At 41.9% G+C, this 15,053-nt stretch carries 16 protein-coding genes and 1 tRNA gene; 5 read left to right on the forward strand and 12 right to left on the reverse strand.

The features are described 5' to 3' along the window. Position 1 precedes the first annotated feature (1 nt). Positions 2-1,096, reverse strand: coding sequence for a hypothetical protein (locus GO620_RS06305; protein ID WP_157523634.1), 1,095 nt, complete (start codon positions 1,094-1,096; stop codon positions 2-4). A 181-nt stretch (positions 1,097-1,277) separates the two neighbouring features. On the opposite strand from GO620_RS06305, the gene GO620_RS06310 reads away from it, so the two are divergent. Beyond that, on the forward strand, positions 1,278-2,021 hold the full coding sequence (locus tag GO620_RS06310; RefSeq protein WP_157523635.1) for a DUF5020 family protein: 744 nt from the start codon (positions 1,278-1,280) through the stop codon (positions 2,019-2,021). Positions 2,022-2,078: 57 nt separating this feature from the next. Here the strand turns inward: GO620_RS06310 and rseP are convergent, their stop codons facing one another. From rseP to hscB, 9 genes are all read right to left on the reverse strand, one after another. After that, positions 2,079-3,428: an RIP metalloprotease RseP gene (rseP, locus tag GO620_RS06315; protein ID WP_157523636.1), complete on the reverse strand. Its 1,350-nt coding sequence runs from the start codon at positions 3,426-3,428 to the stop codon at positions 2,079-2,081. An 11-nt stretch (positions 3,429-3,439) separates the two neighbouring features. Continuing rightward, positions 3,440-4,624, reverse strand: a complete 1,185-nt coding sequence (locus tag GO620_RS06320) for a 1-deoxy-D-xylulose-5-phosphate reductoisomerase (protein ID WP_200230757.1) — start codon at positions 4,622-4,624, stop codon at positions 3,440-3,442. A gap of 54 nt (positions 4,625-4,678) precedes the next feature. Then, positions 4,679-6,181: a GH3 auxin-responsive promoter family protein gene (locus GO620_RS06325; RefSeq protein ID WP_157523637.1), complete on the reverse strand. Its 1,503-nt coding sequence runs from the start codon at positions 6,179-6,181 to the stop codon at positions 4,679-4,681. Between the two features lie 2 nt (positions 6,182-6,183). After that, complete coding sequence (locus tag GO620_RS06330) at positions 6,184-6,963, reverse strand: glycerophosphoryl diester phosphodiesterase membrane domain-containing protein (protein WP_157523638.1); 780 nt, start codon at positions 6,961-6,963, stop codon at positions 6,184-6,186. A 6-nt stretch (positions 6,964-6,969) separates the two neighbouring features. Further along, positions 6,970-7,941, reverse strand: a complete 972-nt coding sequence (locus GO620_RS06335) for a glycosyltransferase (RefSeq protein WP_157524318.1) — start codon at positions 7,939-7,941, stop codon at positions 6,970-6,972. A gap of 102 nt (positions 7,942-8,043) precedes the next feature. Beyond that, complete coding sequence (locus tag GO620_RS06340) at positions 8,044-8,343, reverse strand: four helix bundle protein (protein WP_198173513.1); 300 nt, start codon at positions 8,341-8,343, stop codon at positions 8,044-8,046. Between the two features lie 41 nt (positions 8,344-8,384). Then, positions 8,385-9,335, reverse strand: coding sequence for a glycosyltransferase family 2 protein (locus tag GO620_RS06345; RefSeq protein ID WP_157523639.1), 951 nt, complete (start codon positions 9,333-9,335; stop codon positions 8,385-8,387). Between the two features lie 240 nt (positions 9,336-9,575). Next, positions 9,576-9,655, reverse strand: a tRNA-Leu gene (locus tag GO620_RS06350). A 67-nt stretch (positions 9,656-9,722) separates the two neighbouring features. Beyond that, complete coding sequence (gene hscB / locus GO620_RS06355) at positions 9,723-10,250, reverse strand: Fe-S protein assembly co-chaperone HscB (protein ID WP_157523640.1); 528 nt, start codon at positions 10,248-10,250, stop codon at positions 9,723-9,725. A 193-nt stretch (positions 10,251-10,443) separates the two neighbouring features. Here hscB and GO620_RS06360 point away from each other — a divergent pair, with 193 nt between their 5' ends. Both GO620_RS06360 and GO620_RS06365 read left to right on the forward strand, forming a co-directional pair. After that, positions 10,444-10,716 (forward strand): phosphoribosylpyrophosphate synthetase, encoded by a 273-nt coding sequence (locus tag GO620_RS06360; protein WP_244139471.1) that lies wholly within the window; start codon positions 10,444-10,446, stop codon positions 10,714-10,716. A 6-nt stretch (positions 10,717-10,722) separates the two neighbouring features. Continuing rightward, on the forward strand, positions 10,723-11,091 hold the full coding sequence (locus GO620_RS06365; RefSeq protein WP_157523642.1) for a VOC family protein: 369 nt from the start codon (positions 10,723-10,725) through the stop codon (positions 11,089-11,091). Between the two features lie 38 nt (positions 11,092-11,129). On the opposite strand, the gene GO620_RS06370 is transcribed toward GO620_RS06365, so the two are convergent. Then, the gene (locus GO620_RS06370) at positions 11,130-12,269 is read right to left on the reverse strand and encodes a GAF domain-containing protein (RefSeq protein WP_157523643.1); all 1,140 of its coding nucleotides are present in this window, start codon (positions 12,267-12,269) and stop codon (positions 11,130-11,132) included. A gap of 292 nt (positions 12,270-12,561) precedes the next feature. On the opposite strand from GO620_RS06370, the gene GO620_RS06375 reads away from it, so the two are divergent. Both GO620_RS06375 and GO620_RS06380 read left to right on the forward strand, forming a co-directional pair. Continuing rightward, positions 12,562-14,001, forward strand: coding sequence for a TonB-dependent receptor (locus tag GO620_RS06375; RefSeq protein ID WP_157523644.1), 1,440 nt, complete (start codon positions 12,562-12,564; stop codon positions 13,999-14,001). Positions 14,002-14,058: 57 nt separating this feature from the next. Continuing rightward, positions 14,059-14,502 carry a hypothetical protein gene (locus tag GO620_RS06380; RefSeq protein WP_157523645.1) on the forward strand — a complete coding sequence of 148 codons (444 nt, stop codon included), beginning with the start codon at positions 14,059-14,061 and terminating at the stop codon, positions 14,500-14,502. Here the strand turns inward: GO620_RS06380 and GO620_RS06385 are convergent, their stop codons facing one another. Continuing rightward, positions 14,503-15,015: an SHOCT domain-containing protein gene (locus GO620_RS06385; RefSeq protein WP_157523646.1), complete on the reverse strand. Its 513-nt coding sequence runs from the start codon at positions 15,013-15,015 to the stop codon at positions 14,503-14,505. Positions 15,016-15,053 lie beyond the last annotated feature (38 nt).

Below are 15,053 nucleotides of genomic sequence, written 5' to 3' on the forward strand. Positions count from 1 at the left end.
ATTAGTTGCAGGGGATAGGGTTAAGCCTAAAGGATTTTACTTTGACCGGCACTATGTTCGACCCTTGCCCAAAACCTTGTAAAGCAAATAACGCAATGAATTTAGGGTGAATATCCAATTCTTTGCTCAGCACTTCTCTGTATGCGAAATTTTGATACCTACCTGACGCGAATAGAAACCGATATCGGTTTCCTTTTTTAATTATTTTCAAAGCCGAGTTGCTGAGATTCTTTTTAATGATGTTTATGTCGATATTTTCAAAATTAGCTATGGCGACGTGTGCAATTTCCTCGGGCTTAGTAACATCATTAGGGTTTGACACAATAGCTTGCACAATAATTTCAGCAGGATGCACATAGCCGCCAAAAAAATTATTATACGCTAAAGACAAGCGTAATGTCTTAGTGGTTATAACACTATCTTCCATTAGGAGAAGTCCTGCTTGTTGCCATCGTGCTTGGGGAATAAAGTCCTGCAATTGAATTTCCGTTTCGAAACAATCGTTCTTCACTTCTCTGATCAACAAATTTTTTATACCTGGCTGGTGTGTCGAATCAGCCCAATTGTCTCCTGTTAATGTGTACAGGGTTAACAAGCCGGGATTAATATCACGTTCTTGCCATTCTGCTTTATCTTCATTGTGTAAAACCCAACCATGCCTTTTCAAGTAATTGTTACTAACGTTTGCAAAATTTTCTTTAACAGACAATGATGCGTGCCGGAAAACTACCAGGTAAACTGCCGTAATAACACACACCGCAAGGCATAGATAGAAAACTGGCTTGCTTCTTCCGGGTCTGCGTACAACCTCGGCCTCAGAAGCGTGTGTTGCATGTTCATTGCGGTATTGAAACCAATAAGGGAAATGCCCTTCGTTATCTTTTCGAAACACCTCATTTGTATAAGGCGCATTTAAAACATAACGGGCTAAAGTGTCTAGTGTGGCCGTTGAAGGCCGCTCTGCTTTCGATTCAAAATCGCTTGTTATATATATCGAATAATTTTTTAAGCTTTTGGCGCCAATGGTAAGTCCGGTGGCAGCAAATATCTTAGAGCTAAAATGCCTGGCTTCTGCCTCGGTAATAGAGTGCGTCAAGAGGTTTTTAAAACACTTTTGGTATGCAGCTCTATAAAGTGCTACAAAAGCGGAATCGTCCGTTGCTGGCATTAATACTAATATAAACTTATGTGTATTGTCAGCCAAATTTCCGCTACAATTCTAAACGTTTCCGGCGCTATTCCGCTTTAGATTTGACGCATACTGCAACTTTGGAACCATGAAATATTTGTTTGCAGTTTTGCTCATTGCCATTAAACTTTCCGCCCGCTCACAGTCCCTCCAATTTTACTATGATGTGAGACATACGCTCGACCCAAGTAACAATCCCAAGAATTTTCCGTCGATATATTTCGAATATTATCAGACCCCCGATACGGGAAACCTTTTCATTAAACGAGGACCGTTTCTGTTTAAAGCTCAAGCTGATCTAAGTGGAGACCAGACAAATCTCGGGAAGTATTATACACAGATATCGCAAGAGGTGCGATTTTGGCAGCGCCCCTCCGATTTATATTTAAATCTGCAATACAGTGGCGGTTTAGGCGTAACAACGCCAAAACAGTACAGCTACTTCATATCAAACACTTATTTGGCGGGGGCTAGTTACCATTATAAAATAGGGCAGGCCTTTTTGACAAGTGTATTAAACTTCAGGTACGTGTCATACGTATTGCCCAGTAAGGATTTATTGTATACAATGTATTTTTATCGCGGCCTGTTTAATTATAGGGCAGAAGTCTCCGGCGATTTTTCTCTATGGACCGAAAATAACAATCATGGCGATGAGGCTACCATTGAATTAACAGGAAAACGCTTTTATTTTTTTGCTGAGCCGCAGATATGGTTGAATGTTTCCAAGCATCTAAGCATCGGCTCAAAAATTAACGTTTATTATCATGTAAACGTAGCCGCAAACAGCGTACAGATTTACCCAACTGCGGCATTACGTGTAAAATTATGATATGAAAAAGGCCATCCGGTAAATGGATGGCCTTTTATAAGTGTCGACTTAGTGGTTTTACTTACCTATGTGTTTAATGATATCATTTCCGAAAACAAAGACCATTAACGTGATCAATACTACAAAACCAACTATTTGGGCTCGTTCCAAAAACTTATCACTTAATGGTTTGCCTTTGATCATTTCAATTAATAAAAATAACGCATGGCCACCGTCAAGTGCCGGTATCGGCAGTAGATTCATCAATGCTAAAGCCATCGATAGCAAGCCAACAATGCTCCAAAAGCGTGTCCAGTCTATATGACTGCCGAATAACGTAGCAATGCCCACAGGGCCGGTGAATGCTTTATTTGCTTTAACCTCACCTTTGAATACTTTGCCTAAACCTTTAGCATTATCTGCAAATGACCCCCATGCTTTTGACGCGCCAACCGGAAGAGAGCCAAGGAAGCCATATTTTACCGTCTGTAGGCCGGGTTCGTCCTGAGTAAGTTTAATACCCCAGCTGCCATCTGCGAAGCCAAGGGATCCTTCCTTATTAACCTGGGAAGTAATCGGCAAAAGGCTGCCATTACGCTTAACGGTCAGTTTAACCGTCTTGTTAGCGTACCTAAGCATTTGTTCCTTCAGCTCGTCAGCAAATGTTACAGGCACAGTGCCAACTAACTTTATGCTATCACCTTTTTGAAGGCCGGCGGTAGCTGCATAGCTTTTGGCAACAACAGAATCGATAGCAAATTTGCTACGCGGCACAGGTGCAATAAATTCGGCAAGCCCAAGATCAGAAACCTCGTTTAATATATTCGCCGGTACAACCACAGTAGTGTCCTTAGCACCTCTTTGAACAGAAAGTGTTGTATTGCCCATCAGCACTTTAGAACTCATCAGATCCTCAAAGCGCCTCACAGGTTTACCATTTATGGCAGTAACCTTGTCTCCGGCTTTCAATCCTATCTCACGACCGATCTTACCCGGAACAATACCGTATTTAAGGCTATTATTCGGAATATAAGTTTCGCCATATTTTAGAGTCAGCATCCAGAAGATAAGCACGCCTAAAATGATGTTGACAGTAACACCGCCCAACATTACTATCAAGCGTTGCCAGGCTGGTTTAGAGCGAAATTCCCAGGGTTGCGGTTCGCCGGCCATTTGTTCGGTATCCATAGACTCGTCTATCATACCGGCAATTTTTACATAACCACCAAGGGGCAGCCAGCCAATTCCATATTCCACACCTTTATAATTAAATTTAAAAAGCCTGAAATTCCAGGCATCAAAGAATAAATAAAACTTCTCTACTTTGATCCCGAATGCACGGGCCGCTAAAAAGTGCCCAAGCTCATGCAGGATCACCAAAATTGAAAGGCCCAGTATCAACTGGCCCACCATAATCACTATACTCATTCTTTAATTGTTCAATGTGTTAATGCCTTGGGCATTTTTTGCAGTAGTTCGCGCGCAAAGATGCGTGTTTGTTTATCAGTATTCAAATAGTCGTCCAGATTAGGATCGGCTATAAATTCTATCCTTTCCATGCAGGTTTCGATGATATCGCTCATAGCCAAAAATCCTGTTTTATGTTTCAAGAACCCCTCTACTGCTATCTCATTAGCGGCATTTATGACACAAGGCGCGTTGCCGCCTTTACCTAATGCTTTATAAGCGATATCAAGATTTCTAAATGTTGCTGTATCGGGCTTATCGAAAGTTAAAGTGGGGTACTCGGTAAAGTCAAATCGCTTAAAAGCGTTTTTTACCCGGTTTGGATAAGTTAACGCGTACTGGATCGGCAATTTCATATCCGGTAGACCCATTTGTGCTTTTATGGATCCGTCTCTAAATTGAACCATTGAATGTATGATAGATTGTGGATGTACCACTACATCGATCTGCGACAGATCTAAATCAAACAGCCATTTGGCCTCTATCACCTCTAAACCTTTGTTCATTAACGAAGCAGAGTCGATGGTTATTTTAGCACCCATCACCCAGTTAGGATGCTTCAAGGCTGACTCGGGGGTTACGTCCAATAAAAATTCTGCGGTTTTGCCGTAGAATGGCCCCCCGGAGGCGGTAATGATCAGCTTCTCTATCTCATTATTTTCTTCACCAACAAGGCATTGAAAAATTGCCGAATGCTCGGAATCAACGGGCAGCAAACGTACCTTATGTTTCGCAGCTAATGCGGTGATTAATTCTCCTGCAACTACCAGGGTCTCTTTATTGGCAAGGGCAATGTCTTTACCGGCTTTAATGGCATCTATGGTAGGCTCAAGCCCGGCAAAGCCCACCATTGCAGTAATAACAATATCAATATCCGCGTCGGTAACTACTTGCTTTACACTTTCATAGCCGCTTAACACCTTAGTTACGGTGCCCGCCAATGCTGTTTGGACTTCACCATACTTACTTTCATTGCAGATGACAGCATACTTAGGTTGAAATTCCAGGCATTGTTTTATAAGCAGCTCCGCGTTGTTTTGCGCTGTTAGGGTATGTACCTTAAAGAGTTGGCTGTTTTGGCTAATTACCTGCAGGGCCTGAGTACCGATGCTGCCGGTGGAGCCTAAAATGGCAATATGCTTGGAGGTATTTATCACTTATCTGTACCAGACCGCAACACAAATCTTATCGGCCTTAAGGGTTTAAAGTTATTAATTTATTACAAACTTGGTTAGCTCGTCGGCTATCTTTCTGTCGTTTGATAGACGCGCGACCTTGTTTTGCCCGCCAAGTTTACCGGCAGAGCGCATATAGTCTACAAATGCGTTTTTCTTCAGTGGTTTGACTATCAAAGGCTGCAAAATGTTACCGGTAATCAAGTCCTTGTAGTAAATATTTTTTTGCTGAAGGATAACGTCAACTTCAGCAGCAAATTGCTTCAGGTCCATTAGTTGGTTGCCAAATTCTATAAACCACTCGTGATAAGGCAGTTCGCCTGCTGTGGGATTTACTTGCGGGGCAACCGTAAATTCAACTATATCAATATTGTACTTATTGGCTACGGCCATTAAAGATTGTTCAACTTCTTCTCCAATTACATGCTCACCAAAGGCTGATATATAATGCTTTATGCGGCCTGTTACCTGGATGAGATATGGATCTTTGGACAGAAACTTAATGGTGTCGCCTAAACTATAGCCCCATAACCCGGCAGTTGTATTCAGGATCACAGCGTAGTTTTTATTTAGTTCGATGTCTTTTAGACTTATCCGCGTTGGGTTGTCATTAAAGAATTCTTCGCTCGGGATAAACTCATAAAATATTCCTGCGTCACAAAGCAGAAGCAACCCTCTATCTTTTTGAGAATTCTGATAAGCGATGAACCCTTCAGAAGTCGGATAAGTTTCTATACTGTCTATCGCGAAGCCAATGCTTTCTTCTATCCGCGCGCGATACGGTTCGTAATTGACGCCGCCATAAACGAATAGTTTGAAGTTAGGGAAGATGTCTTTTATTTTTTTTCCACTGGTTTTGGCAGATAACCTGTCGAAATACATTTGACACCATGGCGGGATCCCGGATATGAGGCGCATATCGGCGTTAATGGTTTCATCAACAATAGCATCAACCTTCTGTTCCCAATCGTCGATGCAATTGGTTTCAAAAGAGGGGAGGCGGTTGGCTTGCAAGTACGCCGGAACATGATGGGCTACAATTCCGGAAAGGCGCCCTGTAGGGATACCTGCCGTTTCATACATTTCGGGGCTGCCTTGTAAGAAGATCATTTTCCCGTCAAATACATCTGTCTTCCCGGTTTCATAAGCATAATTGAGCAAGGCGTTACGGGCTGCCCGTATATGCTGCGGCATGCTTTCTTTAGATATTGGGATATATTTCACACCAGATGTTGTACCCGATGTTTTCGCCAGGTAAGCGGGCTTCCCGGGCCAAAGAACGTCCTCCTCTCCGGCAGTGATCTTGTCTATGTACGGCCGCAGATCCTCGTAATCACTTACAGGGACGTTGATCTTAAAATCTTCGTAAGATTTTATCAGCGCAAAATTATGCTCTTTACCGAACCTTGTTTCAGCCGCATTTTTGACCAGGTGTTTTAGCGTGGTGTCTTGAAGTTTGAGGGCGTTAAAGCGATTTTTGTTTATTTGCTTTTGTACAATACCGGCAAATATCTTGGCTGCGAAGGCTTTAAAACCCATAACTAAACAGTTTCGGAAACGTCGTCGTCTACATCAAGGTGACTGTAAACCAGTTTGCGGTAAGTAACCATTATCATCACCTGAACAATGGGGAAGGAGATAGCGAACCAGCAAATTACGGCAGCATATATAGCAAAACTGCGCATAGAACTATCCTCGTCCACGAGTAGCGTAATAATCCCGGCAATTATTAGCAGTAATAAAAAAACAGTTGCAATAACAATGATGATCAATGCAACTATCTTAAAAAAATTGCCGCGCGTAACCCTAAAGCTTTGTTTTAAGGATTCGCTTGCGCCCGAGTCATCATCTACTATAAAGCACAGACAGAATATAGACCTTACCAATAGATAACCTATGCCAACCATTTCGATCTTATCTAAGACGTAAAAGATTTGGTCATGGTCTGCAAGCCTGAAGTTTATGAATGATAACGTCCCGATTAAAAATCCATAGCCAATGGCGATCAATACAAGGTTGCCTACCATCCTTAAAGATGGCAGAATATCGCTGAAGCTGAATTCATAAAACTCCCGGTCTATAAGTGTTAATATGAGTTTATAAAAACTCAATACCAGAAAGGATTGAAAAAGCAGCATCAGTAAGCCAAAAATGATCTGACTGTAAAAGTTGTCTGATACAAAAAATAATGTCACTGCAAACTTTACCGCTGTACCGATAGCTACAGATAGCACCGAGTAAATAATTAGAGAGATATAATTTTTCTTGAAAACATTCCAAGCCGATTTAATGGTCTCTGCTATGGAAAAAGGGTGATACATGCTTGACTATGAGTTTTTTAAAATTACGCGTTTCCAGAAATCCTGCATAAAGCCAAGCCCGTAGGCAACAAGCTGGATAAGGGCAGCCGGTACACTCAAAATTGCAACTTTAAACGATTTGTTTTTAACCCATGCATCAAAAAATATCAACAATAAAAAGGTTACTAACAATATATTGCACAGGAAAGCTATAGGCGAGGTGAACGCGTTGCTTATCAGCCAGAAAAGCATGAACAGCGTAAACGCTGCGGGGAAAAAGTGTACTGCCTTTAATCCGCCGGTTGGGAAGAATTTAAAAATGTTGATTCGTGCCCGTCCAAAAAAATGTAACTGTTTGTAAAATTGGTAAAAGCTGGTACGGCGTTTATGAAATACTTTTGCCTCGGGTATCAAACCTATTTTGAATCCTATCGAGTGGATGCGGATACTTAATTCGATGTCCTCACCCAAGCGGGTAATGATAAAGCCGCCGGCCTTTTCCCAAACCTGCCGCGACAAGCCCATGTTAAAGCTACGCGGATGAAACTGACCGATTCCTTTTTTGTTCCCCCTGATGCCGCCTGTGGTGAAAGGCGACGTCATGGCATAGCTAATGGCTTTTTGGGTAGGGGTGAAGGAGGGGTGCGAATCATCAGGGCCGCCGTAAGCATCCAGCCAATCTGTTTGCAAACGGTTATTAACTATTTCTAAATAATCGGCCGGTATCAGGCAATCTGAATCGAAAATGATGAAGTAATCACCTTTTGCTTGTTCAAACCCAAAATTTCGCGAAAAACCCTGACCTGTATTTGGTTTGGTAAAATATCGCAGGTTTAGTTTGTCCTGAAACAAGGCAACAACATCAGCAGCATCATTAACAGACCCATCTTCTATAACCAATACCTCGAAATTCCGGTACGTCTGGAGCACCAAAGTCTCCAGCAATTCTTTGATCTCTTGCGGGCGGTTGTAAAGCGGAATGATGATGGAGTAGAACAATTTATTGGATTTCGGATTTCGAACTTTCAATTTCGGAATTATTTTGAATTTCGATTTTGCTTAGCAGTTTTTCCTATTGCGGTAAATATAGCAGTTAGTTCGTTAGCCTCTTTTTTTTTGAATCAGCAATTCTGGTTTGTCTACTAAGCCGGCCTCTTCCATTAATTCCAACCAGTAAACCGACTCATCCGCTTCTTCTTCGACGATTACGATCTTATTAATAAAATCAGCTGTCGATTTGCCCCGGCAAGCAGACCTATAATTTGCACCAACTGAAGACGAACTTCTCAAAAGCTGATTTGCTAATCTTCTAATAGTTGTTGTTTGCGGTAAGCTTTCAATAAACCTTATCGCATGCACGGCAAATAGTTGAGTTCTTCTTTTTAATTCGACCTTGTCCATTTTAAAGCAAAATCCGAAATTGAAAATTCGAAATCCGAAATCTAGATAGTCTCCTCAATTTGGTATTTATTTCGGTCTACAGCGCTGCGGGAAACTAATTCTGCAATGAAGCCGCTTAGAAATAATTGTGCGCCCAACAATATTGCTACCAGGCCGATGTAAAATAGGGGATGGTCTGTAGCATCGCGGTATTTCTGGTGGTTGGCTATGTCAACTTGTTTTTCTACGATGATCCATATAGCCATAATGATACCCGTAAGAAAGCTTAGTACGCCCAGGGAACCAAAAAAATGCATCGGCCGTTTACCGAATTTGCCAACAAAAAATATGGAAAGGAGATCAAGGAAACCATTGACGAAACGGCTCATGCCAAACTTTGTAGAACCGTACTTACGTGCACGATGTTCAACAATTTGCTCATCAATCTTGCTAAAACCCGCCCATTTAGCCAGTACAGGTATGTAGCGGTGCATTTCGCCGTAAACCTCGATGTTCTTCACAACCGCTTTGCGGTAAGCTTTTAGACCGCAATTAAAATCATGCAGGTTATTTATCCCCGACATTTTACGCGTGGCGGCATTAAACAACTTTGTAGGAATAGTCTTGCTAAGCGGATCATAACGTTTAGCCTTCCAGCCGGATACCAGGTCGAATTTCTCAACTGTTATTCGGCGGTACAATTCGGGTATTTCATCGGGGCTATCCTGCAGGTCGGCGTCCATAGTAATTATTACATTGCCTTGAGCAGCTTCGAAACCTGTATTCAGGGCAGCCGACTTACCATAATTACGACGGAACTTGATGCCATGTATCGCGGGATTACCCTGATTAAGCTGATTGATAACGTTCCATGATTCATCGGTGCTGCCATCGTCGATTAAAAGCACCTCGTAAGAAAAACTATGCTGAGCCATAACTCTTGCAATCCATTCTGTAAGTTCAGGCAAAGATTCGGCTTCGTTAAGCAGCGGTACTACAACAGATATATCCATTTATCAGCACAAAAATATAAAAAAGAGTGAGGTTTTAATGTCGATTGAAACTGACAGATCGCAAACATTCTGCAATAAAAAAGCCCTATTATTTCTGTCAAGGTTTTCGCTGTACCCAGCGCTGGTCCCAATTTAAATCGGGACGAACCGGCACGGTTTCCCAAATGGCTTTAGATAAACTAGGCTTTGCCATAACTCAAAAATAAAAAAGCCCTGATATTTCTATCAAGGCTTTAGCTGTACCCAGCGCCGGAGTCGAACCGGCACGGTTTCCCACAGGTGTTTGAGACCAGCGCGTCTACCAATTCCGCCAGCTGGGCATTTGTTTTCCTCAGCGTCTGCCATCCCGATAGTTATCGGGACCGCCAGCTGGGCTTACGGTAATAATTACCGGGCTGCAAATGTATTTAAAGTCTCCTTAATCCGCAACAAATATTTTTGGCGGTAATAAATATCAGCAATCTTATTTAAACGGTCTTCGCGGGCTGTATCATCAAGTGTTTCGTAATCTCCTGTGTAGCAATTTAATTGCTGTTGCAGGCCTTCTCCAATTTCGGCAACCTCGGCACCTATCCTTCCAATTTCATCCTCATCGTCTGCTTCCATAAGTCGCTCATTAATGTCCATCATCTCCATTAGAAAGTCGCCGGGCAATTGCGGTTTTGAACCTTCATCAAGCAACCCATGTGATGTTAAAATGTAAGCCAGCCGTTTTGTTGGGTCAGATAATGTTTGGTAAGCCTTGTTATTAATGGTAGATAGCTCTAAGATCTCTTGCTGCTTTTCATCGCCTTCATTCGCAAAAAAATCGGGATGATATTCTTTGCTTAGGCCATAAAATTGCTTTTTTAAAGCAACTTCATCGGGGTTAAAAGACTCCGGAATATTATAAAACTCAAAATAATTGATCATCATATGTGCATTTGCTTTAAAACACGCAATCGTTGCAAAAGTAATTGCAATTCTAATTCTTATTTGTTAAAACGCCATTCTTAAAAGTTTTAAATGCTTTTGTGTCTGCTAAAAGCATTTTGATGGCGTGATTTTTGAAAACCTGAGTATATTTGATTTACGAAGTAACTGACCCCGGCCGAACATTATGGAATCGATGACCACATTATCTGAAATTATAAACAAGTTACGCGCCGAAGGGTATACCGAAGACTTCAATAAAGGCGCGCAGCTGTCTCCCACAGAATACATAATTGATAAGCACTATCGTTTTGAAGGTGAATCTGATCCCGAAGACGAGGCCGTAGTATATGCTATATCGGCACTCGACGGAAAAACAAAAGGCATTCTTGTTAATGGTTACGGCCCGTCGAGCGATCCTGCAAATGACAACATCGTGAAATCTCTGCTAGATCGCGAAGGGCTGTAAATCGTCATGAGTTTACTATCAGTTATTCCTACTATCTTTTATAAAGATCTGAATGTTGCTATACGCTTCTTTACCCTTGGCTTGGGTTTTAAGATAATGTATCTTGAAGACAATTTTTGTGTAGTAAAAAGGGATGAGACCACCATCCATCTAGTTGAAAATAATGACCTTGCTCGTGGCAACCGCCCAGAAATACGCATTGCTACAGATGATATCGACAGCTATTATGACGAAATCATAACCAATCACCCCGAGATCTTACATCCCAATCTGAATATTATCAAAGACCAACCTTGGGGCTTGCGTGAATTTGCCTTGATGGATGAAACTATGTCTTGCATCATTATTCAGCAGGAGATGGAGGCCGCTGTATAAACAGGTTTATTTAACCAATTATTGTTTCACCTTAAAACCTACACATTTAAAATGTCTTCCTCTACGCCGATCTTACTCACCTTATCCAAAATTTCATGGATCTTTTGGTCAAGACGGTTTACTGCATCATCCAGCAACGTGATATACTCTTGAGGTAAGGTGTGGGCCTCCATTTTAATTACGTTCATCATCCCGATGATCGAGGTAAGCGGGCCACGTATCTCATGCGACTGTATGTGGGCGATCTTTAACAGAGACTGGTTCTGCTGCAAAATCTTCTCTTCGTAAAGCTTACGCTTGGTTGTGTTAGTTATGAGGTAAGATATGCCCACAATTTTATCGTCGTTGTCGCGCGCGGGCTCAAATACAGCCTCCCAATAAATCAAACCTCCTTTATCGCCATAATTGGTGCTGCCTTCTTCAACAGATCGTACACCCAATAATGCCAGTTCATAATTTCTCAGGAAAACCTCTTTAAAGTCTTCGGCCAGATATTGCAACAACAGATGGCCGCGCTCCAACTTAACGCTATGAGTGTTACGGATAAAGTTATACGCCGTTTTGTTGTAATCAATTACTTCGCCCTTTTTGCCAAGCAGTACATGAAAGTTGGCCGAATTCTCAAAGAAAGATCTTAATCGTATTTCCGCCTCCGCGTTTTTCAGTTTTTGCTCATGCAATTCACGCGCGTTACGTTTTAACTGATCATTGCTAAACTTCAACTCCATCACGTTTACGGCTTGCTTGGCCAGCATGGTAAGCATCATTTGCTGATGCTCATTAAGCGTATTGGGCTTACGGTCGCCAACACAAAAAGTGCCCAGGCGAAACCCCTCGCGCGAAATAAGTGGCACGCCTGCGTAGAACCGTATCTTCGGGCCATTTTTTACGAGCGGATTATCTGCAAAGCGTCCGTCTTTAAGAAGATCAGGCACTATCATGATACCATTCTGGTCCATAGCGTGAGTAGAGAACGAAATCTTGCGGGGGAGGATATCAATGTTAAGCCCTATTTTAACCTTAACCAATTGGTTATCGCCTTCAATAAGGTTTACCGCTGCAATGGGTACTTTGCAGATCTCAGCAGCCATGAAAACTAGCTGCTGCAATTCGGGGTCGTCCTGAAGATCGTATGCTGCAAATTGTTGTACAGCAAGCAAACGTAGATCTTCCTTCATAGTTTACATTAGTTAGGGAAAAGGCCAATCAATACTAAGGCACAATTTATAATAAAAAACTGTGCTTTTTATATCAGATATACGTGGATGTCCAAATACTGGATTGCCTTTTAAGAAAAAGATGTTGCAACATTAATGTTACACCTTTTTGAACCAAGTGCTATTAATGATTATCCAAAAACAAACAGACAGCATTTGTAAATGTTGCCATTTTAACGTGCGTAGAAATAGCGCAAGAGGCTGTTTTTTGTATCTTTGCAGTATCTACCCGTACATGCGCTAACTAATTTTTATGGAAGGCATTCACAACAAAGAAATTGCTACTAAACAAAAGGCACTTGCCATTAATCTCGATCCAAAGATATATGGGTCTTTTGCAGAGATAGGTGCAGGACAGGATGTGGCTGCTAATTTCTTTAAAGCCGGCGCCGCTGCAGGCACTATAGCCAAAACCATGTCTGCTTATGACATGACTTTCTCTGATGCCATTTACGGCACCCAACAAGTAAAACGTTATGTAAGCGAGCATAGGCTGATGTCTATGCTTGACCACGAGTATAGTTTATTGATAGAGCGTTTGTCCACCCAAAGAGGAGAGAATACCACTTTTTTCGCTTTTTCGGGAACATTCTCAGCCCTTAATTACTATAAAACCAATGAGGGCCATGGTTGGATGGGGGTACGTTTCCAAATGGAACCAAACGGTCCTTTTCACGATGTGGTTCTGCACGTTAAACTTCTGGACAATGATAACGTGTTGCAGCAGCAGGCCGTGGGTATCTTGGGTGTAAACTTGTTGTACGCGTGTTTTTACTACAATCAGATCCCGCCGGTATTTTTGCTGTCGCTGATGGATAATCTTACTAAAGACCGTATCCAGATAGATATGGTGCGTTTTGAAGGCCCTGGATTTGCAAAAGTAGATAACCGTTTGATGAGCCTTCACCTGGTGAAATATGGTTTCTCTGACGCGGCCGTTTTTGGTCCTGATGGTAAAAATCTGCAGCCGTCAGAAGTACTTTATAAAAAGCATATCGTTGTTGTTCGCGGCCGTTTTCGCCCCTTGATCAACGTTCACATGGAAATGCTGAATACTGGTTTGCAGCAGTTTTTAGAAGAGCCTGATGTTGATCCCGCTAAAGTCGTTGTACTTACAGAGTTGACTTTGCAATCACTAAAAGAGCGTGATGCCGACTCCAGCGCCGAGATAGATGAAAAGGATTTTCTGGATAGGGTAGACATTCTTTGCTCTTTAGGGCAAACGGTTATGATCTCTAATTTTCATGAGTATTATAAGCTGGTTTCCTACCTGTCAAAGATCACCAAACTTAAAATGGGTGTGGTACTGGGCTATCCTAACTTGGAGTACATTTTCTCTGAAGATCATTACCGCGATCTGCCGGGCGGTATTTTAGAATCATTTGCTACACTCTTCAGCCGTAAGGTGAAACTATTTATATATCCGACCTTGCGCAAAGGGGTAATATTGAATTCTGAAAAGTTGGCATTATCGCCTGAATTGATCGACCTGTATCAATATTTAATTGCAAATAATAAGATAGAAGACATCACTACTTATAATAAAAACAACCTGCAAGTACAAACGGACCGTGTTCTTGAGATGATAAAAAAGAACCAGCCTGGTTGGGAAGATTATGTGCCGCCCGAAGTTGCAGCGCGGATTAAGGACCACGAGCTATTTGGTTACAATGCCGAAAAAGAAAGCGTTTAGTTTTAAGTTATTAGTAATCACAGATTTATTGTAGCTTTAGGCAAACCTAAAATTATAATGAAATCAATTGCTTTATTATTTGCGGCTGCGGCTGCGCTTGCGTCTTGCCAAAACAACACCAAAGAAACGCCAGAAAAAGGCCTCGACCTTACAGGGTCTTGGCGCTTAATTACCGGCAGTGTAATAACCAAAGGCGTGCCTGTTGTAACTGATTACACTAAAAACCAGGAAATGATCAAGATCCTTAACGACGATCATTTCGCATTTTTGAAACACCCAACTACAGCTACTCCAGATTCTACCAACAAGTTTGATGCCGGCGGCGGCAAATACGAGTTAAAAGGGGACAAGTATACTGAGCATCTCGATTTTTACGGCGACAAAAAGTACGAGCATACTACTTATAATTTTACCGTAAGCTTAAAAGGCGACACGCTTATTCAGCAAGGCCAGGAAGCTGCTGACAGAAGCATAATTGAAAAATACGTGAGGCTAAAATAGTTAATTAAGCAGCTTTTTCTTTTCTGCTTCGTATTCCTCTTTAGTTATCGCGCCGGAGTCAAGTAATGCTTTAAGCTTTTTAATTTGATCGAGCTTGTCGCTTTCAGAAGTTAGGGCGGCTGTTTTAGAACAGGGAACAACCTCGCAGGTACCTATGGCGTCTTCTATGTAAACGTTAAAGTTTGTTGGCGCCTGCAGATCAACAACAAAAGTTACGCGGTTAGCATCGGGTCCGCCGTGCGATACTTTTATCTTTTTAATGATTGCATTGTTGCTGGCGTAAGTACGCGGCGCGTTTAATTGCTTCCTGTTTCGGCGGGGATCAATGAATTGCCAGGCCACAATGCCGCCTGCGTTAATATAATGAAATGTGCCATCATCTGCAGAGCCACGGCCTAACTTCAATGTATCGCCCACGTGGTAAGTGACACCATTTGTAGCTTTATAAAGTGGCAGGTCTTCGGCCTTTAACCATAATGGGGATAAGAAGAACAAGGTTAGCAATAGTTTCATTCGCGCATATATTAACGCACTAATATAAATCTATATTT

The sequence above is a fragment of the Mucilaginibacter ginkgonis genome (assembly GCF_009754905.2).
Taxonomy (GTDB): Bacteria; Bacteroidota; Bacteroidia; order Sphingobacteriales; family Sphingobacteriaceae; genus Mucilaginibacter; species Mucilaginibacter ginkgonis.

Bases quoted from the DNA above. Each gene is read 5' to 3' on its own strand.
- GO620_RS06370 (WP_157523643.1), bottom strand. From the start codon at position 12,269: ATGAAGGAAGATCTACGTTTGCTTGCTGTACAACAATTTGCAGCATAC.
- GO620_RS06345 (WP_157523639.1), bottom strand. From the start codon at position 9,335: ATGGATATATCTGTTGTAGTACCGCTGCTTAACGAAGCCGAATCTTTG.
- GO620_RS06310 (WP_157523635.1), top strand. From the start codon at position 1,278: ATGAAATATTTGTTTGCAGTTTTGCTCATTGCCATTAAACTTTCCGCC.
- GO620_RS06380 (WP_157523645.1), top strand. From the start codon at position 14,059: ATGAAATCAATTGCTTTATTATTTGCGGCTGCGGCTGCGCTTGCGTCT.
- GO620_RS06385 (WP_157523646.1), bottom strand. From the start codon at position 15,015: ATGAAACTATTGCTAACCTTGTTCTTCTTATCCCCATTATGGTTAAAG.
- GO620_RS06325 (WP_157523637.1), bottom strand. From the start codon at position 6,181: ATGGGTTTTAAAGCCTTCGCAGCCAAGATATTTGCCGGTATTGTACAA.
- GO620_RS06375 (WP_157523644.1), top strand. From the start codon at position 12,562: ATGGAAGGCATTCACAACAAAGAAATTGCTACTAAACAAAAGGCACTT.
- GO620_RS06340 (WP_198173513.1), bottom strand. From the start codon at position 8,343: ATGGACAAGGTCGAATTAAAAAGAAGAACTCAACTATTTGCCGTGCAT.
- rseP (WP_157523636.1), bottom strand. From the start codon at position 3,428: ATGAGTATAGTGATTATGGTGGGCCAGTTGATACTGGGCCTTTCAATT.
- GO620_RS06330 (WP_157523638.1), bottom strand. From the start codon at position 6,963: ATGTATCACCCTTTTTCCATAGCAGAGACCATTAAATCGGCTTGGAAT.
- GO620_RS06360 (WP_244139471.1), top strand. From the start codon at position 10,444: ATGACCACATTATCTGAAATTATAAACAAGTTACGCGCCGAAGGGTAT.
- GO620_RS06365 (WP_157523642.1), top strand. From the start codon at position 10,723: ATGAGTTTACTATCAGTTATTCCTACTATCTTTTATAAAGATCTGAAT.
- hscB (WP_157523640.1), bottom strand. From the start codon at position 10,250: ATGATGATCAATTATTTTGAGTTTTATAATATTCCGGAGTCTTTTAAC.